General features: G+C 66.7%; 10 protein-coding genes. 9 read left to right on the plus strand and 1 reads right to left on the minus strand.

Annotated elements, in window-relative coordinates; genetic code table 11:
• Positions 1–654 precede the first annotated feature (654 nt).
• Entirely contained in the window at positions 655–2,688 is a 2,034-nt protein-coding gene (locus C3B71_RS01865; protein ID WP_108965754.1) for an oxidoreductase, read from the plus strand.
• 62 nt (positions 2,689–2,750) lie between these two features.
• Positions 2,751–3,332, plus strand: a complete 582-nt coding sequence (locus tag C3B71_RS01870; protein ID WP_108969431.1) for an O-acetyl-ADP-ribose deacetylase — start codon at positions 2,751–2,753, stop codon at positions 3,330–3,332.
• A 283-nt stretch (positions 3,333–3,615) separates the two neighbouring features.
• On the opposite strand, the gene C3B71_RS15755 is transcribed toward C3B71_RS01870, so the two are convergent.
• Complete coding sequence (locus tag C3B71_RS15755; RefSeq protein WP_159097611.1) at positions 3,616–3,792, minus strand: DUF6054 family protein; 177 nt, start codon at positions 3,790–3,792, stop codon at positions 3,616–3,618.
• Positions 3,793–4,062: 270 nt separating this feature from the next.
• Between C3B71_RS15755 and C3B71_RS01875 the strand changes: the two genes are divergently transcribed.
• The 7 genes from C3B71_RS01875 to C3B71_RS01905 all read left to right on the plus strand — a co-directional run bounded on the left by C3B71_RS01875 (position 4,063) and on the right by C3B71_RS01905 (position 17,324).
• On the plus strand, positions 4,063–6,582 hold the full coding sequence (locus C3B71_RS01875) for an ATP-dependent Clp protease ATP-binding subunit (RefSeq protein WP_073330248.1): 2,520 nt from the start codon (positions 4,063–4,065) through the stop codon (positions 6,580–6,582).
• A 512-nt stretch (positions 6,583–7,094) separates the two neighbouring features.
• On the plus strand, positions 7,095–8,318 hold the full coding sequence (locus C3B71_RS01880) for a hypothetical protein (protein WP_083565760.1): 1,224 nt from the start codon (positions 7,095–7,097) through the stop codon (positions 8,316–8,318).
• A complete protein-coding gene (gene pelF, locus C3B71_RS01885; RefSeq protein ID WP_108965756.1) occupies positions 8,312–10,099 on the plus strand; it encodes a GT4 family glycosyltransferase PelF in 1,788 nt (595 codons plus the stop codon). The genes C3B71_RS01880 and pelF overlap by 7 nt, the downstream gene beginning before the upstream one ends.
• Positions 10,096–11,220, plus strand: a complete 1,125-nt coding sequence (locus C3B71_RS01890) for a putative glycoside hydrolase (RefSeq protein WP_108965758.1) — start codon at positions 10,096–10,098, stop codon at positions 11,218–11,220. Before pelF ends, C3B71_RS01890 begins: the two co-directional genes overlap by 4 nt.
• Before the next feature lie 488 nt (positions 11,221–11,708).
• The gene (gene ppdK / locus C3B71_RS01895) at positions 11,709–14,414 is read left to right on the plus strand and encodes a pyruvate, phosphate dikinase (protein ID WP_073330526.1); all 2,706 of its coding nucleotides are present in this window, start codon (positions 11,709–11,711) and stop codon (positions 14,412–14,414) included.
• A gap of 477 nt (positions 14,415–14,891) precedes the next feature.
• The gene (locus C3B71_RS01900) at positions 14,892–15,161 is read left to right on the plus strand and encodes a hypothetical protein (protein WP_108965760.1); all 270 of its coding nucleotides are present in this window, start codon (positions 14,892–14,894) and stop codon (positions 15,159–15,161) included.
• 60 nt (positions 15,162–15,221) lie between these two features.
• Positions 15,222–17,324 carry a DUF6571 family protein gene (locus C3B71_RS01905; RefSeq protein ID WP_108965762.1) on the plus strand — a complete coding sequence of 701 codons (2,103 nt, stop codon included), beginning with the start codon at positions 15,222–15,224 and terminating at the stop codon, positions 17,322–17,324.
• The last annotated feature ends 1,130 nt before the right edge of the window (positions 17,325–18,454 follow it).

Genomic DNA, 18,454 nt, shown 5'->3' on the forward strand with positions numbered 1-18,454 from the left:
CAGGCTCTACTTGGACCGCCCAGCTCTGCTTGGACCGCCCTAGACGCCGTCTCAGGCGGTCCAACGGGGGGAACACGGTCCAAGTAGGGGGCCCGTCCGTCCGCGGCCCGCCGTTGGCGGCGAATCCCGTGTGCGGTGGCCCAAAGTGTCCAGGATCGGCACAAACGGCTCCGACGTCGCAGACAGCCACAGGCAGAACGTTGGAATCATGCGGTTTCAGAAACGACCCCAGCGGTCGCCGACGGTCTTTGTGCCGAATTTGGACATTCCGCCCCACCAGCACACCCGGGCACACACCCCACACCCACCAGCACCCAACCCACAACACTCACCAACCCCCCAAACCGCAAGAGCCTCCAAACCGCGGGATGAAGGCCGGCCCGCCGGGACGCCGCCTCGGTGGGCGTCCTCGACGGCCCCGTCCCGCAGCCTCGACGTCCCCGAATATCTCGAAGCTCACTAATTGGAAAGCAAAGGCTCAGCTACTGCGGGTGTTCTGGCGGGCTCGCGGGGATCATATTCCGGAAGATCCTGCGATCGTCGCGAATGGCCGTGGCTCCTCTTTGCCGTGACCCCTGGTTCTCGCCTAATAGCGGGTGTTACGATTGTTATCACGCCGCATTTCGGATGCGCCGAGTTCAAGGAGGAACCGGTATGTCCATATCCCTACAAACCGAATTACCGCACGCGGAGTTATTCGAACCCACCCGTGTGGGCAGCATCGAGGTCAAGAACCATTACGCCATGGGGCCGATGGGTCCGTTGGGATTCTCCACCGCCGAGGGCGGTTGGAACCAGCGGGCCATTGAGTTCTATACGACGCGGGCGCGCGGCGGCATCGGGTTGATCATCACCGGCGTGTGCCAGGTGACCAATCCCGCCGACGGCGTCCCGCCGGGCCTGATCCCCAACCCGACGCAGTCCCCCGGTCTATTCATGACCACCAGCCGCGACCTGACCGAACGCGTACACGGCTACGACGCCAAGATCGTTCTCCAAGCCGGGGCCGGCTTCGGCCGCGTGATCACCAAGGCGATCCTCGGTGGCCGCACGCCGGTCGCTCCGTCGGCGATCCCCTACCGCTGGGACCCCTCCATCACCTGCCGCGAGATGACGGTGGAAGAGATTCAGGGCGTCGTCGAGCAATTCCGTATTACCGGAGCGGTGGCGCGCGAGGCGGGATTCGACGGCATTCAGGTGCACGCCGTCCACGAGGGCTACCTGCTCGACCAATTCGCCATCTCCTTCTTCAACCACCGCACCGACGAATACGGCGGCTCCCTGGAGAACCGGTTGCGCTTCGCGCGCGAGGTGGTCGAGGCGATTCACGCCGGCGCCGGCGACGACTTCCCCGTGCAGCTGCGCTTCTCCCCGAAGTCCATGATCAAGGCCTTCGGTGTGGGCGCCATGCCGGGGGAGCGCTTTGCCGAGGTGGGCCGGGACATCGACGAGGGCATCGAGGCGGCCCGCCTGCTCGTGTCCTACGGGTATGAGGCACTCGACGTCGACGTCGGCTCCTACGACTCCTGGTACTGGAGCCACCCGCCGATGTACCAGGCCAAGGGCCTGTACGTCCCCTATGCGCGTCAATTGCACGAGGCCTGCCCCGACATCCCGCTGATCGTCGCCGGCCGCATGGATGATCCGGAGCTCGCGGCCGCGGCCACCGCCGACGGCACCGCCACCCTGATCTCCCTGGCCCGCCCGACGCTCGCGGACCCGGAGATCGTCAACAAGCTGCAGCGGGGCCGGCGCGACCTGGTGCGCCCCTGCATCTCCTGCCAGGAGGGCTGCATCGGCCGCATCGAGCACTACTCGTCGCTGCGCTGCGCCGTCAACCCGCTGGCGGCCCGGGAGACCGAACGCCCGCTGCCGCAGGCCAACGACCGCACCCGCATGCGCGTGCTGATCGTGGGCGGCGGCGTAGCCGGCATGGAGGCGGCCCGGGTACTGGCCGAACGCGGCCATACCCCGGTGCTGTACGAGGCCTCCGACCGCCTCGGCGGCGTGGTCATCGCCGGCGGGCAGCCGTCGTTCAAGGAGGACGACCTCGCCCTCATCGCCTGGTACGAGCGCCAGCTGGAGGACCTCGGGGTCGAAGTGCGCCTGAACTCGCCCGTGGATGCCGCCGTCATCCGCGCCTCCGGAGCCGACCACGTGCTCATCGCGACCGGCTCCAACCCGCGGCTGCTGGACCTCGGTGAAGGCGTGCCCGTGGTTGAGGCCACCGACGCCCTGCTCGACCAGGACGCCCTCGGCAAGCAGGTCGTCATCATCGGTGGCGGCCTGACCGGCTGTGAACTGGCGATCTCGCTGCGCGAGCGCGGCGTCGAGGTCACGATCGTGGAGGCGCTGTCGGACGTGCTGGAGAAGAACGCCCCGCTGTGCATGGCCAACCACGCCATGCTCCACGACCTGGTCCCCTACCGCGGGGTCGAGGTGCTCACCGACGCCCGCGCCGAGCGCGTGACCGACGCCGGCCTGCTGGTCAGTGTCGACGGCGAACAGCGCCTGGTCCCGGCGCAGACGGTGGTCACCGCGATCGGCTACACCCCGCGCCACGAACTGGAGGCCGAGGTGAAGGCCGCCGGCATCCCCTACCACGTGGTGGGTGACGCCCGCCGGTGTGCCAACATCATGTACGCGATCTGGGACGGCTTCGAGGTCGCCAGCCAGCTCGCCAAGTAGCGCCTACGTCGCCTGCGGGATGCGCGCCCGACGGTCGATGCGGCTGCCACAATGGGGGCATGATGCGGATAGAAGCGGTACGCGGAGACATCACCACCCAGGAGGTGGACGCCATCGTCAACGCGGCCAACTCCGGGCTGCTCGGAGGCGGGGGTGTGGACGGCGCCATTCACCGCGCCGCCGGGCCGCGCTTGCTCCAGGCCTGCCGCGAGTTGCGCGCCACCAGCCTGCCCGATGGGCTGCCGGTGGGGGAGGCCGTGGCCACCCCCGGCTTCGACCTGCCCGCCCGCTGGGTCATCCACACCGTGGGACCCAACCGGCATGCGGGCCAGACCGACCCCGCCCTGCTGCGCGCAGCCTTCCGCTCCAGCCTGGAACTGGCTCAGGAACTCGGCTGCCGCAGTGTGGCCATGCCGGCGATCTCCGCGGGCGTGTACGGCTGGGATGCCGACGCCGTCGCCCGCGCCGCCGTGACTGAGACGCGCGCGCTCGCTGCCCGGGCCGACACGACCAGTGGCGTGGAAGTATGCGGAACCGACGTCGTCGACGCCGCTGCGGAGCAGGCGCGCGGGCTGGAGCTGGTGCGCTTCGTGCTCTTCTCCGACCGGCTGCTGCGGGCCTTCCAGGCGGCGCTGGATGCCTGAAGCGCGGTGATCGGCGGCTCTCCCGCCAGAGCTGCCAGGCGTTGACGCACACGAGGCCGGTCGGGTTGGTCGGGTGTGTGGTGGGTGGGGTGTCTGCAACGCGGGTTGGGCGTTAACAACGCTACTTAACGTTCTGCTGTGTGCCTCGGAGCCCTTCAGCAGACCGTTAACTGGCGTTGTTAACCCCGAAGTGGCGTAGTAGATGACCCGACTTCCATGCACGGGGACGCCAGCAGCCACGTCCCGCGCTCTTGCTGCTCGGTCCTTGCACGGCAGCCCGGCGTCAGCGCTGGGGCAGGACGCCGTGCATGGACTCCCACGCGGCGCAGGCGCTGGCGAGGGTTTCGAGGAAGGCTTCTTCCCCGAAAGTATTGATCTTCATGAAGAGTGCCTGGCTGCCGCCGACGGTGATACCGACGACGTGGACGGCGTCGCCGTCCTCGACGGCCGTTAACGTCATGCCGACGCGATGGTCAGCTCACTGTGTGCTCGGAGGGGAGAGGATCTCAGGGTGACCGGCCCCTGCGACGAGGGTCTGCATGCGCCCGCCCCTCCCTTATTCCTGAGTCGGCCCGACTCAACCCTGCTCACGCCCACTGCGAACAGGGGCATCGGCGCCGGCCTCGCGCCGTTAGCCTTATCAGCGCGTGCCCCGCGTTCCCCCAATCCGGGCAGTGCCCGAACCCGGGCAACGCGATCACCAACCGCACGTGCCGAGGAGCAATCAGCGATGTTCGAACGCTTTACCGACCGCGCCCGCCGCGTCGTCGTCCTGGCCCAGGACGAGGCCCGCGCGCTCAACCACAATTACATCGGCACCGAGCACCTCCTTCTGGGCCTGATCCACGAAGGCGAAGGTGTCGCCGCCAAGGCGCTGGAGTCGATGGACATCTCCCTGGACGCCGTGCGCGCCCAGGTCGTGGAGATCATCGGCGAGGGCCAGTCGGCCCCCTCCGGACACATCCCCTTCACGCCCCGCGCCAAGAAGGTGCTGGAACTGTCCCTGCGCGAGGCGCTGCAGCTGGGCCACAACTACATCGGCACCGAGCACATCCTGCTCGGCCTGCTGCGCGAGGGCGAGGGTGTGGCCGCCCAGGTGCTGACCAAGCTCGGCGCCGACCTGTCCACCGTCCGCCAGACCGTCATGCAGATGCTCTCCGGCTACGAGGGCAAGGAGACCGTCACCGCCGGCGGCTCCAACAAGGAGGGCACGCCGTCGGGCTCCGCCATCCTGGACCAGTTCGGCCGCAACCTCACCGCGGCCGCGCGCGAGGGCAAGCTGGACCCGGTCATCGGCCGCCACAAGGAGATGGAGCGCGTCATGCAGATCCTCTCCCGGCGCACCAAGAACAACCCCGTACTGATCGGCGAGCCCGGCGTCGGCAAGACCGCCGTCGTCGAGGGCCTCAGCCAGGCGATCGTCCACGGGGACGTGCCCGAGACCCTGCGGGACAAGCAGTTGTACTCCCTGGACATGGGCTCGCTCGTGGCCGGCTCCCGCTACCGCGGTGACTTCGAGGAGCGCCTGAAGAAGGTGCTCAAGGAGGTGCGCACCCGCGGCGACATCATCCTGTTCATCGACGAGATCCACACCCTCGTCGGGGCGGGCGCCGCCGAGGGCGCCGTCGACGCCGCCAGCATCCTCAAGCCGATGCTGGCCCGCGGCGAGTTGCAGACCATCGGCGCCACCACCCTGGACGAGTACCGCAAGATCGAGAAGGACGCCGCCCTGGAGCGCCGTTTCCAGCCGGTCACCGTCGAGCAGCCCTCCATCGACGAGACCATTGAGATCCTCGGCGGGCTGCGCGACCGCTACGAGGCCTTCCACCACGTGGTGATCACCGACGAGGCCATCGAGGCGGCCGCCAAGCTGGCCGACCGCTACATCAATGACCGCTTCCTGCCGGACAAGGCCATCGACCTGATCGACGAGGCGGGCGCGCGCCTGCGCATCCGCCGCATGACCGCTCCGCCGGAGCTGCGTGAGATCGACGAGAAGATCGCCGCCGTCAAGCAGGAGAAGGAGTCGGCCATCGACGATCAGGACTTCGAGCGCGCCGCCTCCCTGCGCGACGACGAGCGCCGCCTCGGCGAGGAGCGCGTCGCCAAGGAGAAGGCCTGGAAGTCCGGCGACCTCGACCAGGTGGCCGAGGTGGATGAGAACCTGGTGGCCGAGGTGCTGGCCATGTCCACCGGCATCCCGGTGGTCAAGCTCACCGAGACCGAGTCCGCCAAGCTGCTGGGTATGGAGACCGAGCTGCACAAGCGCATCGTCGGCCAGGACAAGGCCATCGAGGCCCTGTCGAAGTCGATCCGCCGCACCCGCGCCGGCCTGAAGGACCCCAAGCGCCCCGGTGGCTCGTTCATCTTCGCCGGCCCCACCGGCGTGGGTAAGACCGAGCTGGCCAAGGCCCTGGCGGAGTTCCTCTTCGACGACGAGGATGCTCTGATCCAGCTCGACATGTCCGAGTTCGCCGAGAAGCACACGGTTTCCCGGCTGTTCGGAGCGCCCCCCGGCTACGTCGGCTACGACGAGGGCGGTCAGCTCACCGAGAAGGTGCGTCGGCGTCCCTTCAGCGTGGTGCTGTTCGACGAGGTTGAGAAGGCCCACCCGGACATCTTCAACTCGCTGCTGCAGATCCTGGAGGACGGTCACCTCACCGACGCCCAGGGCCGCGTGGTCGACTTCAAGAACACCGTCATCATCATGACCACCAACCTCGGCTCCAAGGACATCGGCAAGTCCGTGGCCACGGGCTTCCAGTCCACCGAGGGCGGCACCATGGACTACGAGGAGATGAAGGCGCACGTCAACCGCGAGCTCAAGCAGCAGTTCCGGCCCGAGTTCCTCAACCGTGTGGACGACCTGATCGTCTTCCCGCAGTTGACCAAGGCGGAGGTGCGTCAGATCGTCGACCTGATGATCGGTCGCCTGTCTCAGCGCCTGGCCGAGCAGGAGATGAGCATCGAGCTGACCGACGCCGCCAAGGAGCTGCTCGCCGAGCGCGGCTTCGACCCGGTGCTCGGTGCCCGCCCGCTGCGCCGCGCCATCCAGCGCGACATCGAGGACGCCCTGAGCGAGAAGATCCTCTTCGGGGAGATCGAGCGGGGCCAGAAGGTCCTGGTCGACGCCGAGGGCGAGGGCATCCTGGGTGAGTTCACCTTCCGGGGCATGCCCCGTGAAGAGGCCGAGGACGCCGTGCGCGAGGCCGAGGAGATCGCCTCCGCCGCGGCCGAGCCGGCGCAGTGAGCCCGGACCCGGAGTGACCGCCCGTCACCGCCGCGCCTGCACAGGGGCCCGGCACAGTGGCCCGCGCCGGCACGCCGGCCGGCCGGGCACCTGACTCCGGTGCGCTAGCGCGCAGTCGCTGACACGCTCCACCAACGCGGCGGGGCCGTCCCACAGGGGACGGCCCCGCCTTCATGCCTGTGGCCGAGGTTGCGGACGTCGGTCATGCCGGTGCGCGGATCGCCGGTACGGGCGTCGCAAGATGCTTGTTATCGCGGGACTGTGAAAACGATGTGACCTTTGTGGTACTTGCCGGATTTCATTAATGGCGAGCGCATTCTCGGCTAATGTGTGCGCGGTAGTAGCACGCAAGTACTTGGCTACGCATGCGTTGATGGGCTCCACCGGCGCGGCGTGCCGCCTCACGCACCAAGGAAATACTTCTAATGACTGCGAACGTGCCTGTCGTTAGCCGACAAGCGTCTCCGCTTCCCGGCTGGATCAGGCCCCTGACCGGCCCCGATGAACCCCGCTTGAGATGTAAGGCCACTTGGGTCGTCAAGACCCTGCTGCTGGCCATGTCGCCCGCCATTCTCCTGGGACTGTCCTATCCGCTGGCCATCCGCCGGATGGAGGGGCACGCCGTCGCCGGCGTCCCCATTGCCTCCCTGATCGTGAGCGTTGCGGTGGCCGTCCCCTGGCTCAGCCAGGTCACCTGCGGGCCCGTCTACCGGCTCATGGGCTCGGTCGCAGACACCGAGCCCGGCCAGTGCGTCCGGCAGTTCGCCCGGCTGTGGCCGACCGTGCTGGCCTTCTCCGTCGTCCCGGTGCTTCTCGTCAGCGCACTGGTGGGTGCGACCACGCACTGGCCCGCGCTGACGATCGCGGCGCACTTCCTGCTGCTGCTGGAGAACATGGTTTTCGCGCAGTCCCTCATGGTGGCGGATCTGTTGCGGCGTCGGCGCCACTGGGCGCTGGGCTGGCTTGCCTACGCCGCCGCGGTCCTGCTGCTTCCGACGGCGTGGTACCTGCCGCCGCTGCTGGCCACCCTCACCCAGGTCGTGCCGATGCGGTCCGCCCTGGCCGGCCTGCTCCGCCCGCTCCCGGTACGCATCGGGGAGTATGTGGTCGACATGGGGCGCGGCCTCGTTCTCGGCGGGGTGCTGTGGGCGGACAAGCTCCTCCTCTTCCTGACCCTGGGCACGCAGTGGCGCATCGCCCTGGCCTACTTGTGTCTCCAGCCGGCGGTCCTCGGCTACAGCTTCTACTTCGCGATCGCCACCCCCAGGGTGACCGGCGCGCTAACCGACTTCCACCGGGGGCTGGAGTCGGTAAGCATTGACTCCCTGCGTGACCGCAGCCGCTACCTAACCAGGCTGCTGGATCGCGCGCTCGTGCGCGCTGGGATCGTGGCGGCCCTCGGGGTGGTGGCGGTAGTGGTGGTCATCGCCCTGGTCGACCCGGCATCCGTGGCCGATGCTCTGGCCGTCGCGCTCGGCTCGGCGCTGCTGGCGGTGCTGACCCTGCTCGCATACGAGATCGACCACGCCGGGGACCCGGCACTGGCACTGGCCCTGTCCGGCGCGCACCTGCTGGCAGCACTCATGGCGTTCACACTGGTGGGCGGCCTGGCCGCGTCCTTCGCCGCGACCGCGCTGGTCGACCTTGCCTTGATCGCCGTCTCGGTGGTCGTTTACCGGGCGCGGTGGTCCTCACCCGAGTACTCATTCTTCTGGCGAAAGGCCCTGTCATGGTGAGCAGCAATACCGACCGCGTTACCGGCCGGGCGGACGGCGTCGATCCGGCGGCTGCGGTCCTCCCCGACGGCGTTCCCGCCGACGGGCGCTATGACGAGGTTGACGTCGCCATCGTCATGGAGTCGACCTACCCCTATCTCAAGGGCGGCGTGTCCGCGGTCGTGCATGACATCATCACCGGCAACCCCGATCTCTCATTCGGGATCATCCACATCACCTGGGACCATGACTGTCCGCGCACCGATCTGTACGGCATGCCGGGCAATGTGCGTTGGGTCAAGGTCGTGTACCTGTCCATGGCCGACCACCCGGAGTTCACCTCCAGTCGACCCGCGGACCTGCACATGAACCACCGCGAGCGGCTCGTGCTGGCGCACCGGCTCGTCGACGCCCTTCAGGCTCTGGCCGCCGGCGAGGGCAAGCCGGTGTGGGATCTGATCGCGGAGGGTATGGCGGCCTCGACGCGCCGCTATCCGCTGTGGGCGCTACTCGGATCCGCTGAATTCATGGAGACGTATCGCGACCGTATGCCCACACTGGGAATGTCACTGAGCGAGCTGTTTTGGTGCCTGCGCGAATTCTTCTCCCTGGCGTACGCCGTTTTAGGTGAGACCATGCCCCGTGCGCGCGTGTATCACGCTCACACCACCGGCTATGCCTCTCTCCTGGCGGCCAATGCCGCCCGGGAGAACGACGCCTCATTCCTGCTGACCGAGCACAACCTCTACGTGCGCGATACGATCAATACCCTGCTCGGACGGCGCATGGACAAGCCGGTCACCTCGCAGGACTATCGGACCTTCGACGTCGGCGGACGAGAGCGTATGTGGATGGCCTGGTGGATCGAGATGGGGCGCCTGTGCTACCCGGAGGCCTACGCCACCACCTACCTGTATCCGGACGCTGTTACGGAGGCGCGGGCCCTGGGACTCAACTCGGGCTCGATCCGCGTCATCCCCAACGGCATCGTCATCGACGAGTTCGACGCGGCCTACGCCGAGCGGCAGGCCGCAATCGCCTCCCTGCGCGACGGCGGAGCGGACTCCCACCGGTGGCGGCTGGTGTACATCGCCAGGGTCGTACCTATCAAGGGGCTGCTCGACCTCATCGAATCCATGCGCATTCTGCGCGAGCGCGGTCTGCGCTTCCATCTGGATGTATGCGGTCCCACCGAGCACGCTCCCGAGTACTACGAGCGCTGTGCCGCGCGAATCGCGGAACTGGGGCTGGAAGACTTCATCACGGTGCGCGGCACGATCAATGTGCGCGAGCATCTGAGCGACTGGGATCTCTTCCTACTTCCCTCCTATAACGAGGGCCTGCCCATGGTGTCCCTGGAGACCATGGGGGCGGGCATTCCCACCGTGTCCACAGACGTGGGGGCGCTGCGTCCCGTCGTCCTGGATGCCATCACCGCCCAGGACGGCACGGTGCTGGATCCCAGCGGCTTCATCATCCCTCCCGGGGATCCGACGCTCATGGCCGACCGGATCCAGCAGGTTACGGGCGACATCGACCTGTTCGAGCGGATGAGCCGTTCCGCTCGGGCCCGGGCGGAGACGGCCTTCAATCTGCTTAAGGTCAATGCCGCCTACCACGACCTGTTCCTGGAGGGTGGAGTCGGCGTTCGCCGTCGCCGCACCGACCGCATCCGTGCCGTGGGTGAGCAGCGGACTCGTGGAATCCATTCGTTGTCGCCGAGGCGGGGACGTCACCGGGCCCCGCGGCGACACCGACGCTGGGCCGGCCGCGTCTTCAAGGGCCACACGGCCGACAAATGACTGGCACTGGACCGGGCGTTGGCGCCTGGCTGCGTTACGGCGAGCCGATTGCGCCCGCAGAGGTGGACTTCGCCGTCGCCCACTACCGGACCGCTGTCCTCCAGCCCTGGGAGCGGGAGACGGCGGCCAGGCTCAAGGACGCCCGCCCCGGCATGACCGTGCTGGCGTACCGCTGTCTGTCCTCGGTGCGCGTCTTTGAGCCGCCGGAGCGGTGCGCCTCGGGGATCGGCTGGGCCGAGGCCCGTGACCGCGGCTGGATTGCTCGGCGCGGGGACGAGCCGGTGGAGTGGGATTCCTATCCGGGGCACTTCCAGACTCGTGTCTGGGATCCCGCCTACCGCGCCGCCTGGACGGAGCAGGTGGTTGCCTCCCTCGACGGCACCGCCTTCGACGGCGTCATGGCGGACAACGACGTCTTCGAGGACTACTACGGCCTGCGCCTGCCCGCCATAGCCTCCGCCGACCCGGACGCTCCGGCGGAGGTCGCGGGCCTGCGGGCGGCGCTGGGCGAACTGGTGGAGACTGCGGGCCGGGCCCTGGCCGACGCCGGCCGGCTGCTGGTCCCCAATATCGCCGAGGCGCGGCGCGAGCCCGGCCGCTGGCGTCGGCATGCCGCCTGGGGTGGTGGCTTCGAGGAGTGCTGGCTGGGCTGGGGCGACGACGCCATGTTCGATGCGACGACGGCGGCCGCGCAGTTGGAGCAGCTCGACGGGCCGGGGCTCGCCCTGCTGCGTGCGCCGTCGGGCGGGCACGGGCCGGCGTGGGATGGATCGCCGCAGGGGCTGTATGGGCTGGCCCTCTTCTGGATCGTAGGCGCCGGTGCTCCGCGGCTGTCCTATACGGCCACCGGCCACAACGACTACTCGCGCACGCCCTGGTTCCCGGCGATGGACGCCGACCTCGGGCAGCCGCGCGGGCCCGTGCACAGGTCGGGCCGGGTGTGGCGGCGCCGCTTCGAGGGTGGCGTTGCAGCAGCGGTCCTAGATGGGGAGGTGGGTGGCACGGTCGCCCTGCCCCCGGGCGCGGTACGGCCGGGGCCGCGGGGGCGGCCCGACGGTGAGCCACTGCCTCGGCGTCTGCGGCTGCGTCCCCATGAGGGCGTCATCGCCCTGACCCCATGAGCTGTTGTCCTGCCCTTCCTGGCTTCGCGTTTGGGGGTGTGGCGTGTTGACAGGCGGGACGTGGCGTGCTGACGGGTGGCGGCCGTCCGGGTGATGGTTAGCGTGCTCGGGTCAACGGTTCGTGCGTTGGACCGCCGGTCCCCACTTGGCCCGACAACGACCTCCCGCACCCGACAACGAACCACGCAAACGCACGAACCGTCGGGCGATGACACGAGCCGTCAGACGAACGCGAGAACCTCATGGCGGGACCACGCCGCCGTCCTGCCCCGCCCACTGTGGGCTGGAGTTGTGCGACGCCACCGTGGGGGCTGCACCGTCGTCGCACCCTACCCAGCGCGGCCGGAGTGCGCACGCTTTTGTTCGTACAAACATTTGCATTTAGGGGACACGACGCCAGGAAGTGGCATTAGGACTGAAGTCACATTACAGTGGCTCCTGTCAACGCGCACGGGCGCACATTTCACCAGAATCAGAAAGAGGCGATGATGCCCAAGTACGTGTACCGCTTCAGCGAGGGCGACAAGGATCAGCGGGACCTCCTGGGCGGTAAAGGGGCCAACCTCGCCGAGATGACCCGACTCGGCCTGCCGGTGCCACCCGGCTTCACCATCACCACCGACGCCTGCCGCGCCTACCTGCGCGACGGCGTCGTCCCCGATGAACTCGCCGTCCAGGTGACCACCGCCCTGCGGCAGGTCGAGGAGGAACTCGGCCGTCAACTGGGCGCCGCCGAGGACCCGCTGTTGGTCTCCGTGCGCTCCGGTGCCAAGTTCTCCATGCCCGGCATGATGGAAACCGTCCTGAACATCGGTCTGAACGACGCCTCCGTCCAGGGACTGGCCGCCGCCTCCGGGGATGAGCGCTTCGCCTGGGACTCCTACCGCCGCCTGATCCAGATGTTTGGCAAGACCGTCCTGGACATCGACGGCGACCTGTTCTCCGACGCCCTGGACGCCAAGAAGACCGCCCGCGGCGTCAGCCTGGACTACGAGCTCGATGTGGAGGCCCTCAAGGAGCTCGTTGAGGAGTACAAGGCGATCGTCGCCAAGACCGCCGGCATCGACTTTCCCCAGGACCCGCGTGCCCAGCTCGACATGGCCACGGAGGCGGTCTTCCGCTCCTGGAACACCGAGCGCGCACACATCTACCGGCGCCGCGAGAAGATCCCGCACGACCTGGGTACCGCCGTCAACGTGTGCACCATGGTGTTCGGCAACATGGGGGAGACCTCCGGCACCGGCGTGTGCTTCACCCGCGACCCCTCCACCGGCCGCTCCGGCGTGTACGGCGACTACCTGGTCAACGCCCAGGGCGAGGACGTCGTCGCCGGCATCCGCAACACCCTGTCCCTGGCCGACCTGGAGCGCCTGGACAAGACCAGCTACGACGAGTTGCGCGCCGCCATGCGCCGCCTGGAGACCCACTACCGCGACCTGTGCGACATCGAGTTCACCATCGAGCGCGGCAAGCTCTGGCTGCTGCAGACCCGCGTGGGCAAGCGCACCGCCGCGGCCGCCTTCCGTGTCGCCACGCAGCTGGTGGACGAGAAGCTCATCACCATGGACGAGGCGCTCACCCGCGTCACCGGCGACCAGCTCAACCAGCTGATGTTCCCGCAGTTCGGCGACGTCACCGGCCACGACCTGCTCACCCGCGCCATGCCCGCCTCCCCGGGCGCCGCCGTCGGACACATCGCCTTCGACAACGCCGAGGCCGTCGCCCGCGCCGAGGCCGGCGAGTCCGTCATCCTGGTGCGCCGCGAGACCAACCCCGACGACCTGCCCGGCATGGTCGCCGCCGTCGGCGTGCTCACCGCCCGCGGCGGGAAGACCTCCCACGCGGCCGTCGTCGCCCGCGGCATGGGCAAGACCTGTGTGTGCGGCGCGGAGGCCCTCGACGTCGACGCCGAGTCCCGCACCGTGCGCGTGGCCGGGCGGGAGGCCCCGCTGACCAGCGACGACGTCATCGCCATCGACGGTGCCACCGGCGAGGTGTTCCTGGGCGAGGTCGCCGTCGTCGACTCGCCGGTCATGACCTACCTGCGCCGCGGCCTGGAGGCAGCACTCGACACCGCCGGCGACGTCGACACCCGCGAGCTGATCACCAGCGTGGACCGCATCATGCGGCGAGCCGACCAGGTGCGTCGCCTGCAGGTGCGCGCCAACGCCGACACTCCCGACGACGCCCGCCACGCCATCCACCGTGGCGCCCAGGGCGTGGGACTGTGCCGCACCGAGCACATGTTCCTCGGCGAGCGCAAGCAGCTGGTGCAGAACCTCATCCTCGCCGCCGACGACGCAGAGCGGGAGGCCGCCCTCGCGGCGCTGCTGCCGCTGCAGAAGGCCGACTTCGTGCAGATGTTGGAGACGATGGACGGCAAGCCGATGACGGTGCGCCTGATCGACCCGCCGCTGCACGAGTTCCTGCCCGACCTGACTCAGCTGAGCGTCAAGGTAGCGGTTGACCGTGAGCGCGGCACCCTGGACCCGGCCGACGAGGAGCTGCTGAACGTGGTGCGCCGCAACCACGAGGCCAACCCGATGCTCGGCCTGCGCGGCGTGCGGCTGCTGCTGACCATGCCCGGCCTTATCGAGCTGCAGGTGCGCGCCATCGCCGAGGCCGCCGTCGAACGCCTGCGGGCCGGTGGCGATCCCCGTCCGGAGGTGATGATCCCGCTGATCGGCTCGGTGCGGGAGCTGCAACTGGCGCGGGAGCGCGCGGAGTCGGTGCTGGCGGAGGTGTCCGCGGAGTCCGGCTACGAGCTGAACTTCCCGATCGGTTGCATGATCGAGCTGCCGCGCGCGGCCGTCACCGCCGCGCACATCGCCGAGGAGGCGGACTTCTTCTCCTTCGGCACCAACGACCTGACCCAGACCACCTGGGGCTTCTCCCGCGACGACGTGGAGTCCTCCTTCGTGGGCCGCTACATCGAGGCGGGCATCTTCGGCACTTCCCCGTTCGAGTCCATTGATGTCGACGGCGTGGGCGGCATGGTGCGGCTGGGCGTCGACGGCGGCCGGTCCACCAAGTCCGGCATGAAGATGGGCGTGTGCGGCGAGCACGGTGGTGACCCCGACTCGATCGCCTTCTTCCACCGGGTCGGCCTGGACTACGTGTCCTGCTCCCCGTTCCGCGTGCCGGTGGCGCGTCTGGAGGCCGGACGGGCCGCGGTGCTGGCACCGACCGAGTGACGTCGACGGCATGCGCCGGCGTGCCATCGAGGCCGGCGTGATGCCGACTTAACGCGCTGACGGCGGGCTCTGGCCAGTGTCCTGGCGGAGCGTCAACCTGGCCGGTAACCCGTTGGGGCCGGCCGGTGGCCCGGCGGGGCGCCAAGGTAACCGGCCGGCGCGCCAGTCGGGCGGCGAGCCTGGCGGGCGCCCCACTGGCCGTCGTCTGCTGCGAGCCCTTGTCTCCTGATCCGAGCTTTTGCACCCTGGTGTACGGCAAATGACCGCACACCAGGGTGCAAAAGCTCGTAGTAGGGGGCATTCGGTCGTCGCAGGTGAGGGGCCGACTGGGCGGGATCCTGACACGCTGCGTACAGGTGGCCGAGTGCCGCGCGAGCCAGAGGGCTTATGCCCGGAGGTGCTGTCGCCTGTTCGTTGCGGTATAGTGACAGTATTGCAATGCCGGGCACGAGTCGGTGCGGAACCCTGGAGGAAGAGATGTCTGAGAAGGAACGACTCGCCGAGTTGAAGGAATATGTCGATCGTAAGAACCGTGAAATAGGCCTGGTGAACCCTTACGCGTGCACCATTGTGGAGGGGCTGTACGGCTGGGTAAATGCCTCCGATACCTGGGAGGGGCCGTTGGCGGATGAAGAGTCTGAATACACCAAGGGCGAAATTGATGCCTTGATTGCGGTATTCGTCGGCCTCAGCGACGATCTCGCGACAGCGATAGCGAACGCGGAAAGCGGTGAGGAGAGTGACTGAGTTCCGCGAGGAATGCTCGCAATCCCATCCTAATGCTACCGAGTCGGGAGAACAACAGTAATGACGAAGGTATCCCTCAACGCCGAGAAATTAGAAACAGCTATCGCTCAAATCCGTGAGGTTGCCACCGACGCCGAGGGTGCCAGGACTTCCATCAATTTCCAGTTAAACAGTGCTGAAGTCTCCCTCTCCGACAGCAACTTCAGTTCGGACGCGTCGACTGCTATTGAAAACCTGAACCTCAGGGCAGACGAGATTGAGTCCTGTAAGGATGAGATCGTGCGACTGAATGAGTCCGGAATTGCGAGCATGAATGCGGACGGCGTCATCACATATAATCTGCCGGACACAGTGGCGATCAATTCGTCGAAGGATCTCAGCTCAGTGGTCCAGGCGGAGATCGACGCGGAGAAGGCGAAGAACGCCGATCCCGATGAGCTGCTGGACCTGATGAATGGGTCTGTGGCAGATCATCAGAACGACGAGGTATATGCCGCCGCCTTCGCCGACGCCATGGGGCCCGAGGACATGGCCAATCTGGCGTACATGATTGATAAGGATCGGCAGTATCAGCTTGAAAATCTTCCCGACTATGATCCGAACGACCCCGACAGTGACAAAGGCACACGCTGGGAACGGACCAACGATGCGTGGTTGTCCGCTCAGGCGACGCTGTCGATCTGCTTCGGCACCGCCACGAGCTCGTCGGCCTGGACTCCGCAGCACCGTTCGGAGTATGCGGAGGGACTGGCAGCACTTGTCACGGACGAAGATCAGCCCTACTACATGCCTCTCGGCTTCAACCTGCTGCTGGAAGGAGCGAACCGAACCGCAGCGAACACTGCCGAGCTCGATGGCGAGGCCGCGCAGGCCGGTGGGGTGTTCAACAAGTACTTCCTGCAGGACCTCGGGCATGCTGTGGAGGCGCATGAGAAGACTTGCGAAGGGAACCCTGCGTGGCAGTCGCAACGGATGAAAGCGTCGCCCCCGGAAGGCTCGGTGGGTGATTGGGATCCCATGGCCGGGATTCTGACTGCGATGGGGCGTCAGCCCGATGCGGCATTGGATTTCCTGGCGCCGCCGGTTGATGATCGCGCCACCGAGCAGACGGTGGAGGTTGACGGGACTACTTGGGAGTGGCTTAAGGGACGTGACTGGGACTCGACCAGTTTTGAGGCGCTGAGCGCTGCGTTTGCGGGTGCTTCGGAGCATCGGCAGTTGACGACGGGGACGGAGGATGAGCGTGCTGCGTGGATCACGGAGCAAGCAGTTGTCGACATGGCCGGGCGCAAGGACGGCCTGTGGACTAATACCTCGCGGCAGAACGCGGCCGTGGTACTCGCCAACTCCATGCAGGAGATCGACGAGGCTGCGAGTGAACGTGATAACTCAGATCCGCCAACGCTATTCGTTGAAGGTCAACCGGCTAGATGGGAGGAAGCCCACTGGGGTGAAATCAGACTATTGATGCAGGAGACGCTTAAGGATGATGTTGCGCTGCTAACTGTCTCCGATGCGGCGGGTAGGTTTGCGTCGCAACGCCTGGATAGCTCGCTGGATGAGTTGCCTGCGGACGCGACCTACCAGGACGCGTACGATCAGGTTTCCCAAACGCGTTACGACGATGGCTGTTTGCTTGGATATATTCAAGGTGCAGCGGAGAAGGGGCGCGGCGACGATGCGGCCGACCAAGACGCGACCAACCAAATGATCCTCAGTGCCTTTGGCAAAGGGCTGAGCTTCATCCCGGGGCCACAGTCCGCTGTGGCTAGTCAAGCGCTAAGCATCGCCGAGTCCTACATGCTCGACGCTGCCGGCGACGCCTTACCATCCAATTCTGAACAGGCCAAAGAAGATGCGAAGGACATGCAGAGTGCCGTTAAGGTTCGGCTATTAGTTGAAACGTATGCGAAGCTCGATGAGCGGGGGTATTTGCCGGACGGCGCATATGTGAATCCCGATGGGAAGCCATACGGTTATGCCTGGATGGATTATGATAATCAAGACGGCTCTCATATTGACGAAGAGGAGCTGCTTTCTAGTCCTGAAAACATCGCGAAGTTCAATAGCTGGATTACAGACCCCGACCTTAGGGGGGTTTCGAGCGAGGCTCGAGAGTCTACAGAAGGGTTCGCGAATGGCCGTGAGAAAGGGCTGGAGTGATGTATGAATATAGCTCGCGCTGTTCGCAGCATGGCATGCGCCTTGTACTGGCCGCGGTGTTGGCGATCTCGGCGTGCTGCACTGGTGCGTGCTCCCATGATTCGGTCGCAGGGCCCTACTGTGGTTTATTTTCCGAGGAGGATGTAGATCCTATTGTGGGTCGCGTGGAGGTGATTACTGGAGGTGATGGGCGTGAGATTCCAGGAACCGACGCACGTGTCTTTTCTTACATGTCTGGTGGAGGGACTGAGAACTCTAACGCGTATACATATTGGCTGGAAGGTCGCGCCGGGTTCACGATGTACACCGTGGTTGCCGAGGATGCTGACGAGTCGACAGCTGCGGCGCTGGAGGAGTTGGTGATTAAGTACGCGCCGCAGGTCCTGGATGGCGTTGCCTCGCGTACCGAGGACCCGGGTCCTAACAGGTACATTCCGGACGCTTCGGTGCCAAGCGGTGGGCCGTCCGCCGATGGAACGGCGGCATCCAGTGCGGCTGAGCCTACGTCTGCAGGATCGCCAGGGCAGTGACAATGATGCGACTCAAGTTCAGGCGTGTGCTGTTACTCCGTGCTGTTGTGGCGGCGCTGCTAGTGGTCGCGCCGTTAGGTTGCGTAAGTGGTTGCGGTGAGGACTCGGTTGCGGGCCCATACTGTGGGCTGATTGCCGAGGAGGACGTGACTCCGATAGTGGGTCGTGTGACGGAGGTTGAGGAGGGGGATGGCGGACTGCTCTATTGTAGAGTTCGAGGTGAGCGCGCTGTACTGGTTGCAAGCGGTACGGACGACTCGTGGGTTTCGTATGGCCGCGGCGGTAATAATGCGTTTACGACGTTGGAGGCGATTACTGGAGGTGATGGGCGTGAGATTCCAGGAACCGACGCACGTGTCTTTTCTTACATGTCTGGTGGAGGGACTGAGAACTCTAACGCGTATGCATATTGGCTGGAAGGTCGCGCCGGGTTCACGATGTATACGGTGGTTGCCGAGGATGCTGATGAGTCGACAGCTGCGGCGCTGGAGGAGTTGGTGATTAAGTACGCGCCGCAGGTGCTGGATGGGGTGGACTCGCGTACAGCGGACCCCGGTCGCAACCGGGACGATCCTGCCACTGGCACTCCCGGCCCCGAGC

Source organism: Actinomyces sp. Z16 (assembly GCF_003111765.1).
GTDB lineage: Bacteria > Actinomycetota > Actinomycetes > Actinomycetales > Actinomycetaceae > Actinomyces > Actinomyces glycerinitolerans.

What these genes read in the sequence shown, in the direction of transcription:
- C3B71_RS01900 (WP_108965760.1), top strand. Translation starts at nt 14,892, where the DNA reads ATGTCTGAGAAGGAACGACTCGCCGAGTTGAAGGAATATGTCGATCGT.
- C3B71_RS01890 (WP_108965758.1), top strand. Translation starts at nt 10,096, where the DNA reads ATGACTGGCACTGGACCGGGCGTTGGCGCCTGGCTGCGTTACGGCGAG.
- ppdK (WP_073330526.1), top strand. Translation starts at nt 11,709, where the DNA reads ATGCCCAAGTACGTGTACCGCTTCAGCGAGGGCGACAAGGATCAGCGG.
- C3B71_RS01865 (WP_108965754.1), top strand. Translation starts at nt 655, where the DNA reads ATGTCCATATCCCTACAAACCGAATTACCGCACGCGGAGTTATTCGAA.
- C3B71_RS01905 (WP_108965762.1), top strand. Translation starts at nt 15,222, where the DNA reads ATGACGAAGGTATCCCTCAACGCCGAGAAATTAGAAACAGCTATCGCT.
- C3B71_RS15755 (WP_159097611.1), bottom strand. Translation starts at nt 3,792, where the DNA reads ATGACGTTAACGGCCGTCGAGGACGGCGACGCCGTCCACGTCGTCGGT.
- C3B71_RS01875 (WP_073330248.1), top strand. Translation starts at nt 4,063, where the DNA reads ATGTTCGAACGCTTTACCGACCGCGCCCGCCGCGTCGTCGTCCTGGCC.
- pelF (WP_108965756.1), top strand. Translation starts at nt 8,312, where the DNA reads ATGGTGAGCAGCAATACCGACCGCGTTACCGGCCGGGCGGACGGCGTC.
- C3B71_RS01870 (WP_108969431.1), top strand. Translation starts at nt 2,751, where the DNA reads ATGCGGATAGAAGCGGTACGCGGAGACATCACCACCCAGGAGGTGGAC.